The organism is Pseudomonas sp. B21-059 (genome assembly GCF_026016285.1).
Taxonomy (GTDB): Bacteria; Pseudomonadota; Gammaproteobacteria; order Pseudomonadales; family Pseudomonadaceae; genus Aquipseudomonas; species Aquipseudomonas danubii.
The window spans coordinates 2,588,928-2,603,805 of the sequence record NZ_CP087201.1 but is presented as its reverse complement, the minus strand read 5'-3'; the positions used below and the strand labels follow the sequence as shown (position 1 = coordinate 2,603,805).

Sequence of the window (14,878 nt, the reverse complement as noted above, 5' to 3'; positions counted from 1 at the left end):
CAAGGCAGGAAGTGACACGGTCATCAGACCGTGTGCAGGTACCAGTTGTATTCCAGGTCGGAGATGGAGTTTTCGAACTCCGCCAACTCGCTTTCCTTACAGGCCACGAACACGTCGATGTACATCGGGTCGATGTACTTGGCCATCACTTCACTGTCGTCCAGTACGCGCAGGGCGTCCCGCAGGTTGGTGGGCAGGCTTTGTTCGTTCTGCTCGTAGGAGTTGCCCTCAACCGGCGCGCCCGGGTCGATCTTGTTGGTCAGGCCGTGGTGAATACCCGCCAGTACCGAAGCCATCAGCAGGTAAGGGTTGGCGTCGGCGCCAGCCACCCGGTGCTCGATGCGCACCGCATCGGCAGAACCGGTGGGTACGCGCACGGCCACGGTGCGGTTGTCGATGCCCCAGGTCGGCGAGTTCGGCACGTAGAACTGCGCGCCAAAGCGGCGGTAGGAGTTGACGTTAGGGCACAGGAAGGCCATCTGCTCGGGCAGGGTGTCGAGCACGCCGCCGATGGCATGGCGCAAGGCTTCGTTGGTTTCCGGGTCTTCGCTGGCGAAGATGTTGTTGCCCTGCTTGTCGAGAATCGAGATGTGCACGTGCAGGCCGTTACCCGCCTGGCCCGGGTAAGGCTTGGCCATGAAGGTGGTGTCCATTTCATGGTCGTAGGCGATGTTCTTCACCAGGCGCTTGAGCAGCACCGCGTAGTCGCAGGCTTTGATCGGGTCGCTGACGTGGTGCAGGTTGACTTCGAACTGCGCCGGGGCGCTTTCCTTGACGATGGCGTCGGCCGGGATGCCCTGCTCTTTCGCGCCTTCAAGGATGTCTTGCAGGCAGTCGACGTATTCGTCCAGATCGTCGATCAGGTAGACCTGGGTGGAATGCGGACGTTTGCCGGAGATCGGCGAACGGGGCGACTGTGGACGGCCGTTCACGTTGTCCTGGTCGATCAGGTAGAACTCCAGCTCGAAGGCGGCGCAGATGGTCAGGCCCAGCTCGTCGAACTTGGTCACCACCTGGCGCAGCACTTCGCGGGGGTCGGCGAAGAATGGCTGGCCTTCAATCTCGTGCATGGTCATCAGCAGTTGCGCGGTGGGACGCTTCTGCCAGGGCTCGACGCTCAGGGTGCCGGGGATCGGATAGCAGATGCGGTCGGCGTCGCCGATGTCCAGGCCCAGGCCGGTGCTTTCCACCGTGGAGCCGTTGATATCCAGGGCAAACAGCGAGGCTGGCAGGTTGATGCCCTTCTCGTAGACCTTGTGCAGCGCGGTGCGCTCGATGCGCTTGCCGCGCACCACACCGTTCATGTCTGCAATCAGCAGATCGACGTAGAGAACCTCGGGGTGTTTTTTCAGGAAGGCATTGGCTTCATTGAGTTGAATGGCACGCGGGGGGACCGACATGATGCACCTATTGTGTTAATTATTATGTTCACTGCTGTGACACGCCAGCAGTCAACCCGAAAGAAAAACCGGAGTCAATAGCCAACAGCAGCGGCTTTTCGTCAATTATTTTGCTCCACCAGAGACAAATAACCGGCTCAATCCGCGCCACCTGCGGTTTTCGGACGATTAACGTTTAGAATTTTTTACATGGAAGTTGTTAATTAAAATCAACGAGGATAAGCTCTGGAAAAACTCGTTCCAGCGTGAATTTCGAGGTGATAAAAATGGCATTCAAGCCATTGATCGGCGTTACTGCGTGCGTCAAAGAGATCGGCCTGCACCCCTACCACGTCAGCGGCGACAAGTACTTGCGTGCTGTCAGCGTCGCGGCCGAGGGCCTGCCCCTGATCATTCCTTCCCTGGCGGATCTGATCGATATCGACGATCTGCTGCACAACATGGACGGGCTGCTGTTTACCGGCTCGCCATCCAATGTCGAACCCCTCCATTACCAGGGCACGCCCAGCGAACCGGGCACCGCCCACGACCCGCAACGCGATGCCACCACCCTGCCCCTGCTGCGCGCGGCGATTGCCGCTGGCGTGCCAGTGCTCGGCATCTGCCGCGGCTTCCAGGAAATGAACGTGGCCTTCGGCGGCAGCCTGCACCAGAAGGTGCATGAACTGCCGGGCTACATGGACCACCGTGAAGCCGACGACCCGCGCATCGAAGTGCAGTACGCCCCGGCGCACCCGGTGACGATCCAGCCTGGCGGCGTGTTCGAAGCCATGGGCCTGGCCGGCGAGATCCAGGTCAACTCGATCCACAGCCAGGGCGTCGACCGCCTGGCCCCCGGCCTGCGGGTCGAGGCCGTGGCCCCGGATGGCCTGATCGAGGCGCTGTCGGTGGAACACAGCAAGGCCTTCGCCTTCGGCGTGCAGTGGCACCCGGAATGGCAGGTGCTGTCGAACCCGGCCTACCTGCGAATCTTCCAGGCCTTTGGCGACGCCTGCCGGCAACGGGCCGCGCAACGCCGCTAAGCGGCAAACCCCGGCCGCCAAGGCGGCCTTCCAGGCATTCAACAAGATCCACCACGCCCTGCCCCACGGCGAGCGCGCCTGCGCGCGCCCCGTGTTCGGCGTGAGCAGCAAACGGCAAGACCACAACAACAAATAGCGTCAGGCCGCCAGGAAGGCAGCGCCGAATCAGCCCGCACCCCCTGCGGGCTGGCAATCAACCTTTAAGCCCGGCCGAATTGGCCAGGCTGCTGACACCTGTTGGGAGTTTCACATGGCAAACGCCTCCAGCACTTACCGCAAGGCCCTCGAAGGCACCCCGAGCCCGCAGAAGGTCCTGGTCAAGATCGACCGCGTGACCAAGAAGTTCGATGAAACCGTGGCCGTGGACGATGTCTCCCTGGAGATCCACCAGGGTGAGATCTTCGCCCTGCTGGGCGGTTCCGGCTCCGGCAAATCCACCCTGCTGCGCATGCTCGCCGGCTTCGAACGCCCCACCGAGGGCCGCATCCTGCTGGATGGCGTGGACATCACCGACATGCCGCCCTACGAGCGGCCGATCAACATGATGTTCCAGTCCTACGCCCTGTTCCCGCACATGACCGTGGCCCAGAACATCGCCTTCGGCCTCAAGCAGGACCGCCTGCCGGCCGCCGAGATCGAGGCCCGGGTCGAGGAAATGCTCAAGCTCGTGCACATGACCCAGTACGCCCGGCGCAAGCCGCACCAGCTGTCCGGTGGCCAGCGCCAGCGCGTGGCCCTGGCCCGCTCCCTGGCCAAGCGTCCCAAGCTGTTGTTGCTGGACGAACCCATGGGTGCCCTGGACAAGAAGCTGCGTTCGCAGATGCAACTTGAGCTGGTTGAGATCATCGAGCGCGTGGGCGTGACCTGCGTGATGGTGACCCACGACCAGGAAGAAGCCATGACCATGGCCCAGCGCATCGCCATCATGCACCTGGGCTGGATCGCCCAGACCGGCAGCCCGGTGGACATCTACGAGGCGCCGGTGAGCCGCCTGGTGTGCGAATTCATCGGCAACGTCAACGCCTTCGACGGCACCGTCACCGAAGACCTGGAAGGCTACGCCATCATCGACTGCCCGGACCTTGAGCAACAGATCTACGTCGGCCACGGGGTCAGCACCTCGGTGCAGGACAAGTCGGTGACCTACGCCATCCGCCCGGAAAAGATGCTGGTCACCACCGTCAAGCCCGACGCCCGCTACAACTGGTCCAGAGGCAAAGTGCACGACATCGCCTACCTGGGCGGCCACTCGGTGTTCTACGTCGAGCTGCCTGGCGGCAAGATCGTCCAGTCGTTCATGGCCAACGCCGAGCGCCGTGGCGCGCGGCCGACCTGGGATGACCAAGTCTACGTCTGGTGGGAAGACGACAGCGGCGTGGTGCTGCGGGCATGAGGACTTCGACCATGAGCACGTTCAATCAGAAGTTGTTCCGCATGCTGCCCAGCGGTCGCAAGCTGGTGATCGGCATTCCTTTTCTCTGGCTGTTCCTGTTCTTCATGCTGCCGTTCTTTTTGGTGATGAAGATCAGCTTCTCGGAAGCGGCCCTGGCAATCCCGCCCTACTCGGAGATCTACAGCTACGCCGAACAGAAATTCCAGCTGCTGCTGAACCTGGGCAACTACGCCATGCTGGCCGGCGACGAGCTGTACCTCTCGGCCTACCTGGGCTCGCTGAAGGTGGCGCTGCTGAGCACCCTGATGTGCCTGGTGGTGGGTTTCCCCATGGCCTACGCCATTTCCAAGGCCAGCAAGGAAACCCAGAACGTCTTGCTGCTGCTGATCATGATGCCGACCTGGACCGCGATCCTGATCCGCGTCTACGCCTGGATGGGCATCCTCAGCAACAACGGCCTGCTCAACAGCTTCCTGCTGTGGACCGGGCTGATCAGCCAGCCGCTGGAAATCCTCAACACCAACATCGCCGTGTACATCGGCGTGGTCTACGCCTACCTGCCGTTCATGGTGCTGCCGCTCTACGCCAACCTGGTCAAGCATGACCAGAGCCTGCTGGAAGCCGCGTCCGACCTGGGTTCGAGCAACTTCAACAACTTCTGGAAGATCACCGTGCCCCTGGCCAAGAACGGCATCATCGCCGGTTGCATGCTGGTGTTCATCCCGGTGGTCGGCGAGTTCGTGATTCCGGAACTCTTGGGCGGCCCGGAAACCCTGATGATCGGCCGCGTGCTGTGGCAGGAATTCTTCAACAACCGTGACTGGCCGGTAGCTTCCGCCCTGGCGGTGGTGATGTTGGCGATCCTGATTATTCCGATCCTGCTGTTCAACCGCAGCCAGGCCAAAGAGATGGAGGCACGGGCATGAAACGCTTCGAATTTTCCAAACTGATGCTGGTGCTGGGCCTGCTGTTCATCTACCTGCCGATGCTGATCCTGGTGATCTACTCGTTCAACGCCTCCAAGCTGGTGACGGTGTGGGGCGGCTGGTCGATCAAGTGGTACGTCGGCCTGCTGGACAACCAGCAGCTGATGGGCTCGGTGATGCGCTCCCTGGAAATCGCCCTGTACACCGCCGTAGCGGCGGTGGCCCTGGGCACCCTGGCGGCCTTCGTGCTGACCCGAGTCACCCGTTTCAAGGGCCGTACCCTGTTCGGCGGCCTGGTCACCGCGCCGCTGGTGATGCCCGAAGTGATCACCGGCCTGTCGCTGTTGCTGCTGTTCGTGGCCATGGCGCAATTGATCGGCTGGCCCATGGAACGGGGGATCGTCACCATCTGGATCGCCCACACCACATTCTGCGCCGCCTACGTAGCCGTGGTAGTCTCCGCGCGCCTGCGGGAGCTGGACCTGTCCATCGAAGAAGCGGCCATGGACCTGGGAGCGCGCCCGTTCAAGGTGTTCTTCCTGATCACCATCCCGATGATTGCGCCGTCACTGGCGGCCGGCGGCATGATGTCCTTTGCCCTGTCCCTGGATGACCTGGTGCTGGCCAGCTTCGTATCCGGCCCGGGTTCCACCACCTTGCCGATGGAAGTGTTCTCGGCGGTGCGCCTGGGGGTCAAGCCCGAGATCAACGCCGTGGCCAGCCTGATCCTGCTGGCGGTGTCCCTGGTGACCTTCCTGGTCTGGTACTTCGGCCGTCGCGCCGAAGCCGCCCGCAAGCGGGCGATCCAGGAAGCCATGGACTTCACCGCCAACGAATCCTGGCAGCCACCGGCGGCGAAAAAACCTGCGGTACGAGCGCCGGCGACGGCCTGACGGCCTCTTCGCCAGCAAGCTGGCTCCTACAGACAACACAAACCTGTAGGAGCCAGCTTGCTGGCGAAAGCCTCCACCCTGATATCCACCTTGCACACGCAGCAATCTGCACAATAAGAAATGGAGTTGTAGTGATGAAAATGCTTGGCAGGACACTGTTCGCCAAAACCCTGCTCTCACTGTCCTTGATGGGCGCGATGGTGACCGGCGCTCAAGCCAACGATAAGGTGCTGCGCGTTTACAACTGGTCGGACTATATCGCCCCGGACACCCTGAAAAAGTTCGAGGCCGAAACCGGTATCCACGTCACCTACGACGTCTTCGACAGCAACGAAACCCTGGAAGCGCGCCTGCTCACCGGCAAGTCCGGCTACGACATCGTGGTGCCGTCCAACAGTTTCCTGGCCAAGCAGATCAAGGCCGGGGTCTACCAGGAACTGGACAAGTCCAAACTGTCCAACTGGAAAAACCTCAACCCGGTACTGCTGAAAAACGCCTCCGCCAGCGACCCGGGCAACGCCCATGCCTTCCCCTACATGTGGGGTTCGATCGGCATCGGCTACAACCCGGACAAGGTCAAGGCGGCCCTGGGCACTGATGCCCCGACCAACTCCTGGGACCTGCTGTTCAAGCCCGAGAACGCCGAGAAGCTCAAGGCCTGCGGCATCAGCTTCCTCGACTCGCCCACCGAGATGCTCCCCGCGGCCCTGCACTATCTGGGCTACCCGGTGACCAGCAAGGACAAGGCGCAGATCCTCGAAGCCCAGGAGCTGTTCATGAAGATCCGGCCTTCGGTGACCTACTTCCACTCCTCCAAGTACATCTCGGACCTGGCCAACGGCAACATCTGCGTGGCCGTGGGTTACTCCGGCGACGTGCTGCAGGCCCGCTCCCGCGCCGAAGAGGCCGGCAACCAGGAGAAGGTCGCGTTCAGCATTCCCAAGGAAGGCGCCGGCAGCTTCTACGACATGATGGCCATCCCCAAGGACGCCGCCAACGTCGACAACGCCTACCTGTTCATGAACTTCCTGATGCGCGCGGACATCATCGCCGAGGTCACCAACAGCTTGGGCTACAGCAACGCCAACGCGGCAGCCACGCCACTGGTGGACGAAGCGATCCGCAACGACCCGGCGTCCTACCCGCCGCAAGACGTACTGGCCACCCTGTACGCGGTGCCGGATCAGCCGATTGCCATCCAGCGCGTGATGAACCGCGGCTGGACAAGGATCAAGCTGGGTAAATGATCCAAGCCGCCCGCCGGACAGGCGGGCGCTGCTGCCCTTTTTCCGTTCCTGTCGCGCCTTACCACCGCGACACCCCTGCGAACGGCTTCACCCGGCTCCCTCGGTTGGGGTGAATCCTTGGCGCCTTCGGGCGCCTTTTTTGCTTTCCCTATCGCCGCAGGCTGCAACGCCTGGGGCAACAGAGGGGCCTGCGCCCCCTTTTCGCAACCTCGCTGATGCGCGGCAGCGGCTACTGCGCGATCGACTCCGCTGGCTTTTGCTGCCATGGGGCGAATATCAGCAGACTGAACACTGCCAGCCCCCAGACACTCAAGCCGCCGTACAGCATGACCCAGCCAAAGCCATGGACCAGGGCCGCCTGCGGCGTACCTTCCGCCAGCCACGGCAAAGCTTCCAAAGAGCCGCTGCCAGAGGCAATCTGCTGCACCCAACCCTGCAGTTGCCCGGCATCCAGCGCCCCACTCAGGTGACGCCGCAGGTAGGCGCCCACCCCCGCCACCAGGATCAAGCCCATCAAGGCAATGTTCAGCGCCAGGGAAATCATCCGCGCACTCATGTCGATCCCCGAGGCCATGCCGGCCTGATCGACGGGCACCGACCCAGTGGTGGTATTGGTCACCGGCGTATTGCAGATGCCCAGACCGATCCCCGCCAGCAGCGCGCCGGGGAGCATGAACACACCGCTGCTGAAGGCCCACTGGCTGGCACCAAACATCGCCACAAAGCCCAGGCCGATGCCGGACAACCCCAGAGGAATCACCCAACCGGCCTCGAAACGCAGGGCCAGGCGTTCGCCCACGGGCGGCAGGATCAGGGTCGGCAAGGTATAGGCCAGCAGCGCCAGTCCGCTGTGCAGGCTGTCGTAGCCCAAGGCGCCGTGGAAGTAGATAGGCAGGTAGATCATGAACGGCCAGAAGCTGAAATTCATCCCCATGGAACCCAGCAACGCCCCGGAAAACCGGCGGTTCCTGAATACCCCCAGCTCGAACATCGGTTGCCGGCTGCGGCGCTCGGCACGGATAAAGGCAGCGAAGCAGCCCAGGGTCGCAAGCACCACGACCAGTGCGCTGAAGCGGCTCAGGGTTGGGCCCTGGGTCAGCACAAAGGTCAGACCGAACACCGCCAGCGACAGCAGCACGATGCCGGCGCTATCGAGCTTGCAGGCCCGTGCCTGACGGGCCTCCTCGACCCCGGCCACGGCAAGCCCAAGGGTCAGCAGCGCCAGCGGCCCGTGCACCAGGAAAATCCACGGCCAGCTGGACAGCGACAGGATCGCTCCGCCAATGATCGGCCCGAACCCCAGGCCAATGCCGAACACCACGCCCCACGCGGCGAAGGCCCGGCTGCGCTCACGGCCCTGACGAAACTGCTGGGACAGGATCGCCACCTGGGTGATCAGCATCGCGCCCCCGGCCAGGCCTTGAAGGGCCCGGCTGGCGATCAGCGCCGTCATGTTCTGGGCCAGACCACAGAGCAGCGAGGCCAGGCCAAAGGCGACGATGCTGAGGACAAATACCCGCTTGCGGCCAAAGCGATCGGCCAGGGCGCCGGTGGCCATCAGCACCGCGGTGCAGGCGATGGTGTAGGCATTCATGATCCATTGCAGGTCGGTAAAGCGGCCCTGCAGACGGTCTTCCAAGGCCGGGAGAATCACCGGCACGCTGGAGATTTCCAGGCCGAACATCAGCGCGGCCAGGCAGACCGCCGCCAGGGCCAGGGTGTTGCGTGAAGAAGGTTGAGGCATCGAAGGTTGTCCGCAAGTGGTGTCGCCACCCGTCCAGGGGCGACCGAGGGGTCAAGTCTGGGCAACGCCACTCAATGACGGAAATGATTAGATTTTGTAGGATTGAGTAATTCCCATCATGAATGGCAGTCTGCCTTGAACATCGATCCCACCCTGCTGCGGGCCCTGGTCGCAGTCCATGAATGTGCCGGCTTCACCCGCGCCGGCAAGCGCCTGAACCTGACCCAGTCGGCGGTCAGCCATCAGATCCGCCGTCTGGAAGAGCAACTGGGCCGGCCCCTGCTGCTGCGCACCACCCGGCGCCTGAGCCTGACCGAAGACGGTCAGGAAGTGCTGCAGCACGCGCAACAGATCCTCGCCTCCCTGAACGCCCTGGCCCGGCGCTTCCAGCCGTCGCGACTGAGTGGCGTGGTGCGCTTCGGGGTGCCCGAGACCTTTATGGGGGAGCGCCTGCCGCCACTGCTCTGCGAGTTTTCCCGAGCCTTTCCCGAGGTGCGCCTGGACGTCAGCGTTGGCACCTACCTGGACCTGCGCCAGATGCTCAAGGCCGGGGAACTGGACCTGGCTGTGGTGCTCTCGGAGCCGGGGCGGCGCGACAGCGGCACCGTGCTGCGCAGCGCCCGGTTCGTCTGGGTCGCCGCCGAGCACTTCGACCTGGCCCCGGGCGCCTCGCTGCCCCTGGCCCTGGCGCCGGCCCCCTGCGTCAATCGGCAGATCGGCCTTGATGCCCTGGGCGAAAGCGCCGCCAGTTGGCATGTGGCGTTCAGCTCGCCAAGCCAGGAAGGCATCCGCACGGCAGTGCTCGCCGGTCTCGGAGTCACCGTGCAGATGGCCAGCGACCTGCGCCCGGGCCTGCGCATCGTCGATGGTGAATACGGCCTGCCGGGGTTGCCCGGAGCGCGCTTCCTGCTGGCCTGGAGCAGCGGCGAAAAGACGGCGGCAGCCCAGGAGTTCGGTCAGTTGCTGCTACAGAACGCGGAGCCGGCCGCCAGGGGGGGAAAAGACGCGGTCCGCCAGCAGGCTTAAGTGGCAAGCAGCCATTGCGTTGGCTGAATTCAGTCCGCGTGCCACCGAACGCCACCGTTCAATGGTCGGCACAGGTCCCTTCGACCTGCTTGCAACTTCGTGCGTGTTTGTGCTGATTCCGGCCCTAGCAGTGCGGAAAACCACCGAATCCTTGCGCGCTGCCACCTGGCAATGGCAACCCTCGGCCAGCGGCAACTGGCCGCTACACAACAGCAAGTTCCTCGCCTCAGGAAGTGGTATTTTTTTGCGACTTCTGGCGTGACTGATCGGCATGAAGCCAAAGCCGCCAACTTTCAAGGAGCTGCACCGATGAAGTCCGCAGTACACGCTTGCCCGTTGCCCCATGACTCCAGCATCGCTGCCCTGGCCCCGGGCGCGACCTTCGTCGACTGCCGCCGCACCCTGGCCGAAGACCCCGAGCGCAGCGCCATGCGCCACCTGCTGAACCTGATGAGCCAGACCCCGGCCTGGATCGACCGCCTGATGGGCCTGCGCAACCGTGTGGTGCAGTTGTTCGGCCTCAAGGACCTGGGACGCCTGACCCGCATTGACCTGTCGCGCCCCGACGAGGATTACCAGCCCGGCGACCGGGTCGGCATCTTTACCCTGATCTCCCAGAGCCCCGATGAGGTGCTGGTGGTGGATCGCGACAAGCACCTGGACGTGCACCTGTCCCTCAACCTCCAGCCCCTGACCGCTGAGGGCCTGCGTCCGATCGTGCTGTCCACCGTGGTCCATCCGCACAATCGCCTGGGGCGCCTGTACATGCTGCCGGTGGCGCCATTCCACCGGATCATCGCGCCCATGACCCTGGCCACCATCAATAACCGCTGAGCCTTCACCCCCAAGGAACTTGCCGTGCAGACACCCGAATTCGATGTTGTCGTCGTAGGCCTGGGCGCCATGGGCGCCGCCACTCTCTATCAACTGGCCAAGCGCGGGGTCAAGGTGGCGGGCATCGACCGCTTCGCCCCGCCCCATGACCAGGGCTCCAGCCACGGCGACACCCGCATCACCCGCCAGGCGGTGGGCGAAGGCGCGGCCTATGTGCCCCTGGCGATCCGCTCGCAGCAGATCTGGCGCGAGCTGGAAACCGAGCTGGATGTGCCGCTGTTCGAGCAATGCGGGGTACTGGTGATGACCGCCAGCACCGATCCGCAGCGCCCGGCGGATGCCCGGGACTTCACCGACAACAGCATTGACCTGGCCCGACGCTACGGTATCGAGCATGAAGTGCTCGACGCTGCCGACATTCGTCAGCGCTTCCCGCAGTTCGCCCCGCTGGCCGACAGCGCCCGGGGCTACTTCGAGCCCGGCGGTGGTTTTGTCCGCCCGGAACGCTGCATCGACGCGCAACTGACCCGGGCCCGGCAACTGGGCGCCACGCTGATCAGCGGCCAGACGGTGCTGGAGCTCAAGCCCGGCGCCGAGGGCGTGGAGATCATCAGCACTGGCTCGCCGATCAAGGCCCGGCAAGTCATCGTCAGCGCCGGCATGTGGTCGGCGCAGTTGCTCGGGGCGCCCTTCGACACACTGCTGCAGGTCTGTCGCCAGCAGCTGTACTGGTTCCGCCTCGATGAGCCCCAGCACTACCCGGCTCGCTCGCCGAGCTTCATCCTCCACAGCGCCGGCGATGTCGACGCCTGCTACGGTTTCCCGCCGATTCCCGGCGAAGGCAGCGTGAAGATCGCCACCGAGCAATACCGCGTCAGCAGCCAGCCGGACAGCCTCGACCGCCAGCCCAGCCTCGCCGACGCCCAGCGCCTGTTCCACGAGCTGGTGGCGCCGCATATCGCCGGGCTGGCGCCGGAGTTGGTGAAGGCCAGCGTCTGCGCCTACACCGTGACTCCGGATTCGGGCTTTATCATCGACCGTCACCCTCACCTGGCCCACGTCACCGTGGTCAGTGCCTGCTCCGGTCATGGTTTCAAGCATTCGGCGGCGATTGGCGAAGCCTTGGCCCAGTGGCACGTGGACGGGCACAGCGAGATCGACCTGGGCGGTTTCTCTCTGCAGCGCTTCCTCTGAAGGCAACGACCCCTTTATTGGGGCGCTGATGAAAAAAAATCCCCGGGCTGACGTTTTTCGCCGTTTATCTGCCGTTTTCAGCCTTGCCGACGGGCCCAGTCTCTACGATTCTTTAACAAACCCTCAGGGCGGCGCATCGCCGCCCCACGTAGAACCACCGGAGCGCCCCATGAAGAGCGTCGCAGAACTGCTGAAACTCAAGGCCAAGCACAACCAGCAAGTGCACACCATCGCCCCGCACCAGATGGTCCTGGAAGCGCTGATGCTGATGGCCGAAAAAAACGTCGGCGCCTTGCCGGTGATGGAGAACGGTCAAGTGGTCGGGGTCATCAGCGAGCGCGACTATGCGCGCAAACTGGTGCTCCACGGGCGCTCCTCGGTGGGCACCCCGGTCAGCGCCATCATGAGCTCGCCGGTGATCACCGTGGACTCCCACCAGAGCGTGGAAACCTGCATGAGCATCATGACCGACAGCCACCTGCGCCACCTGCCGGTGGTGGAGAACGGCCAACTGCTGGGCCTGCTGTCCATTGGCGACCTGGTCAAGGAAGCGATTGCCGAACAGGCCGACCTGATCCGCCAGCTGGAGCAATACATTCGCGGCGAATGAGCCCACAAGCCTGGCATCGCCCCAAACGGCGCCTTCGCTGGCCAGCCCGCACCTGCAACAGCGCGGCGCCATCAACTTGGAGCAGATCCAGCGGTGCTGGTTTTTTCACACTCTGAAATAGTAAATCCCGCCACTGACAGCCCCGTCCACAACAGCCGTCAGACGCCTGAGTACTGGCCTTCAGCTCAATCTGAAGAGCATCCGGGCCAATTCTCAACTCGGCCAAAACTGAATTCCCCCCATGAATAAGAAACGTCTTACCTGAAGCTCTTGTTAGACTCGCGCACATTTGCGTGAAGATTTAATGACAGGCAGGTTATTTGTGAAGTTGATCCGTCGTTGCCTCCAACACCCTCTTGCTCCCCTGTGCACCTTGTTCGGCTTGCTGTTGCTGGTGCCAATGGGCGCGCGCCTGGCCCTGGGCTGGTCCAATCCGCTGGGTTACCTGTCGGACCTGGCCAGCGCCAGCCTGCTGACCCTGCTGCTGTACCGCCGCCGCTGGTGGCTGGCGCTGCCGGTGCTGCTGGTCTGGGCCCTGCTGACCCTGGTCAGCGCCGAGCTGGTGAGCGCGGTGGGGCGCATGCCCAACCTCGCCGACCTGCATTACCTGGTGGACCCGCAATTTGTCGGCAATTCCACCGGCGGCGGCCTGACCCACCCTGAGCTGGGGCTGACCCTGCTGCTGGGGCTGGTGCTGTGGCTGGTGGTCCAGCGCAGCAGTCGCGCAGTGAAAACCCCGACACTGCCACGCACGCTCTGGATTCTGCCGCTGGGCTTGCTCCTGGCCCACGGCGCCACCCAATACCTCAAACCCAGCGAAGCCGATCAGTGGCAGCTGTTCAACCTGCCCCACCAGGCCCTGGCCACCGCCACCGGCCAGGCGCAGATGCAATTGGAAGACTGGCTGCAAGGCGATGTCGCCGATGTGCCGCCGCCCATGGCCGGCCTGACCCGTCTGGACCTTGAAGGCCAGCCGCTGCTGCCCAGCGCCGGCCGCGCGCGTAACGTGCTGCTGATTACCCTGGAAGGCATTCCCGGGGCCTATATCCGCACCAACCGCGAGGCCCTGAACAGCCACTATCAGGAAGACCTGATGCCCAAGCTCAGCGCCTGGGCCGAGCGTGGCATGAACACCCCGGACTACGTGCTGCACAGCCACCAGACCATTCGCGGCCTGTACGCCATGCTCTGCGGCGACTACGACAAGCTCGACAACGGCACCCCCAAGGGCGTCGAGATGCTCACCCAGAACCAGCGCAACCAGGCCTGCCTGCCGGCGCAGATGCACAAGTTCGGTTTCAACACCCACTACCTTCAGGGCGCCGGCCTGCGCTTCATGGCCAAAGACAAGATCATGCCGCACATCGGCTTTGACGCGACCCATGGCCTGGAGTGGTTCAAGAACGACAACTACCTGGAATTCCCCTGGGGCAAGGACGACAAGGCCTTCTTCGAAGGCGCCCTGAGCTACGTGGATCAGTTGAAGAAGAAAAAGCAGCCCTGGATGCTCACCCTGCTGACCGTCGGCACCCACCAGCCCTACTCCGCGCCCGAGGACTACCTGGAGCGCTACGAGACGCCCAAGCAGGCGGCGGTCGGCTACCTGGACGACGCCATCGACCAGTTCCTCACGGAGCTGGAACGCAAGGGCGTGCTCAAGGACACCCTGGTGATCATCACCTCCGATGAATCCCACGGCATCGACGGCGTGCGCCTGGCCTCGTCCTGGGGCTTCAACCTGATGCTGGCCCCCGACCAGGACCTGCTGCCCCATCTCAAGTCCGGGACCTACGGCCACGTCGACCTCAGCGCCTCAGTGCTGGACTACTTCGGCCTGCCGGTGCCCGCCAGCCTCAGCGGCCGCTCGTTGTTCCGCGACTACGCCCAGGGCCGGGAAATCATGTCCTACACCAACGGCAAGCTGCGCTACCACGACGGCCAGGGCACCTTCACCGAATGTGATTTCCAGCAGCGCTGCCGCTACTACTCAAGCCCCGGTTTCATCGCCGACAGCGCCAGTCTGCAAGGTCAGTACGGCGGCCTGCGGGCCCGGCAGATCAGTGCCCGAGCCACGCATCTGGATCGCAGCCTGCTGCAATCACCCCTGAACCAGCACTATCAGTTCGGCAGCCCGGCGATCATCCCGCTGCAAGCACAGATCAAGGATGACTGGGCCGACAACCTGATCGGCGCCCAGTACCTGGAAATGCCCAAGGGTTCCCAGACCCGGGTGCGCTTCACCGTGCGCTCCGCCGACCCGCAGCAAAACGCCTACATCCTGCTCAAGGGCAAGGAACTGGAACAGGACGTCCCCCTGGGCCTGCCGGAAGAAATGCTGGTAACCCCCGACCAGCCGCTGCAAATGGACTTCAGCTTCGACAACCCGGAAACCCGCAAGGCGTTCTCCTTCCACCTTCTGGGCTACGGCCTGGGCGCGGTGGAAGTCAGCGACTTCAGCGTGATCACCGAGTTGCCGGGGCAACCTGAGAACGTCGACCCCGAAGAAGACAGCAGCGCCCATTCCAGCTGAACCCTGCCGGACATCGAGCATCGCCCTTTCGGGCGACGCTCGATGCGCCCCTCTACACG

General features: G+C 63.6%; 13 protein-coding genes. 11 read left to right on the top strand and 2 right to left on the bottom strand.

Annotated elements, in window-relative coordinates; genetic code table 11:
- Positions 1-23: 23 nt before the first annotated feature.
- Complete coding sequence (locus LOY69_RS11900; RefSeq protein ID WP_110595901.1) at positions 24-1,400, bottom strand: glutamine synthetase family protein; 1,377 nt, start codon at positions 1,398-1,400, stop codon at positions 24-26.
- A 266-nt stretch (positions 1,401-1,666) separates the two neighbouring features.
- Here LOY69_RS11900 and LOY69_RS11895 point away from each other — a divergent pair, with 266 nt between their 5' ends.
- The 5 genes from LOY69_RS11895 (at position 1,667) to LOY69_RS11875 (ending at position 6,881) form a co-directional block, all read left to right on the top strand.
- Entirely contained in the window at positions 1,667-2,422 is a 756-nt protein-coding gene (locus LOY69_RS11895; protein ID WP_265074605.1) for a gamma-glutamyl-gamma-aminobutyrate hydrolase family protein, read from the top strand.
- A 250-nt stretch (positions 2,423-2,672) separates the two neighbouring features.
- Entirely contained in the window at positions 2,673-3,815 is a 1,143-nt protein-coding gene (potA, locus tag LOY69_RS11890) for a polyamine ABC transporter ATP-binding protein (protein WP_110595902.1), read from the top strand.
- Between the two features lie 44 nt (positions 3,816-3,859).
- Positions 3,860-4,741: an ABC transporter permease subunit gene (locus LOY69_RS11885; RefSeq protein WP_170004810.1), complete on the top strand. Its 882-nt coding sequence runs from the start codon at positions 3,860-3,862 to the stop codon at positions 4,739-4,741.
- On the top strand, positions 4,738-5,634 hold the full coding sequence (locus LOY69_RS11880; RefSeq protein WP_102879976.1) for an ABC transporter permease subunit: 897 nt from the start codon (positions 4,738-4,740) through the stop codon (positions 5,632-5,634). Before LOY69_RS11885 ends, LOY69_RS11880 begins: the two co-directional genes overlap by 4 nt.
- A 140-nt stretch (positions 5,635-5,774) precedes the next feature.
- On the top strand, positions 5,775-6,881 hold the full coding sequence (locus tag LOY69_RS11875) for a polyamine ABC transporter substrate-binding protein (protein WP_221178216.1): 1,107 nt from the start codon (positions 5,775-5,777) through the stop codon (positions 6,879-6,881).
- 229 nt (positions 6,882-7,110) lie between these two features.
- On the opposite strand, the gene LOY69_RS11870 is transcribed toward LOY69_RS11875, so the two are convergent.
- Complete coding sequence (locus tag LOY69_RS11870) at positions 7,111-8,625, bottom strand: MFS transporter (RefSeq protein ID WP_110595904.1); 1,515 nt, start codon at positions 8,623-8,625, stop codon at positions 7,111-7,113.
- Between the two features lie 102 nt (positions 8,626-8,727).
- Here LOY69_RS11870 and LOY69_RS11865 point away from each other — a divergent pair, with 102 nt between their 5' ends.
- From LOY69_RS11865 to LOY69_RS11840, 6 genes are all read left to right on the top strand, one after another.
- The gene (locus LOY69_RS11865; RefSeq protein WP_265074604.1) at positions 8,728-9,651 is read left to right on the top strand and encodes a LysR family transcriptional regulator; all 924 of its coding nucleotides are present in this window, start codon (positions 8,728-8,730) and stop codon (positions 9,649-9,651) included.
- 19 nt (positions 9,652-9,670) lie between these two features.
- The gene (locus tag LOY69_RS11860) at positions 9,671-9,913 is read left to right on the top strand and encodes a hypothetical protein (RefSeq protein ID WP_265074603.1); all 243 of its coding nucleotides are present in this window, start codon (positions 9,671-9,673) and stop codon (positions 9,911-9,913) included.
- Between the two features lie 47 nt (positions 9,914-9,960).
- Complete coding sequence (locus LOY69_RS11855) at positions 9,961-10,485, top strand: DUF2867 domain-containing protein (protein WP_110652958.1); 525 nt, start codon at positions 9,961-9,963, stop codon at positions 10,483-10,485.
- 24 nt (positions 10,486-10,509) lie between these two features.
- A complete protein-coding gene (gene solA, locus LOY69_RS11850) occupies positions 10,510-11,679 on the top strand; it encodes an N-methyl-L-tryptophan oxidase (RefSeq protein ID WP_265074602.1) in 1,170 nt (389 codons plus the stop codon).
- Positions 11,680-11,848: 169 nt separating this feature from the next.
- Positions 11,849-12,289, top strand: coding sequence for a CBS domain-containing protein (locus tag LOY69_RS11845; RefSeq protein WP_102864196.1), 441 nt, complete (start codon positions 11,849-11,851; stop codon positions 12,287-12,289).
- Between the two features lie 304 nt (positions 12,290-12,593).
- Entirely contained in the window at positions 12,594-14,819 is a 2,226-nt protein-coding gene (locus tag LOY69_RS11840) for an LTA synthase family protein (RefSeq protein WP_123393001.1), read from the top strand.
- Positions 14,820-14,878: the final 59 nt, after the last annotated feature.